We start from the raw sequence: 418 nt of genomic DNA, 5'->3' as shown, positions 1-418 counted from the left end.
CCGAGGGCAGCAGGTCCGGGGTGCACTGGACGCGCTGGAAGTCCAGGCCCAGGGCGGTGGCGAGGCTGCGGGCGGCGAGGGTCTTGCCCAGGCCGGGGACGTCCTCGAACAGGACGTGCCCGCCGGCGAGGATCGCCGCGAGGCCGGTGCGCAGCGCGTCGTGCATACCGACCACCGCGGTGCCGACCTCGTCCAGGACCGCCCGGCAGGCCTGGGCGACCTCCCCCACGGGCAGGGGCGTGACGGTCGTGGTGGTGGGGACGCTCACGTGTGGGACCTCTCCTGGGGGTTGATGTTCTCCAGGGCGTGCACGCACGCCTCGATGTCGGACTGCGCGGGCATCCAGCCGCCCTTGGCCGTGAGGATCGTCCACGGCTTGTCGCCGAGCAGCTCGCGGGCGCGGGCCACGTCGTCGGGG

General features: G+C 74.4%; 1 protein-coding gene. It reads right to left on the bottom strand.

Going from position 1 to position 418, the window contains the following annotated elements:
- Positions 1-268 (bottom strand): AAA family ATPase (locus N869_RS16095; protein WP_035063453.1); only part of this gene is annotated, 268 nt, incomplete at its 3' end.
- Positions 269-418 lie beyond the last annotated feature (150 nt).

It is taken from the genome of Cellulomonas bogoriensis 69B4 = DSM 16987, assembly GCF_000767165.1.
GTDB lineage: Bacteria > Actinomycetota > Actinomycetes > Actinomycetales > Cellulomonadaceae > Actinotalea > Actinotalea bogoriensis.
Note: the sequence above shows the minus strand (reverse complement) of the source record. Positions and strands in the feature narration are given on the sequence as shown.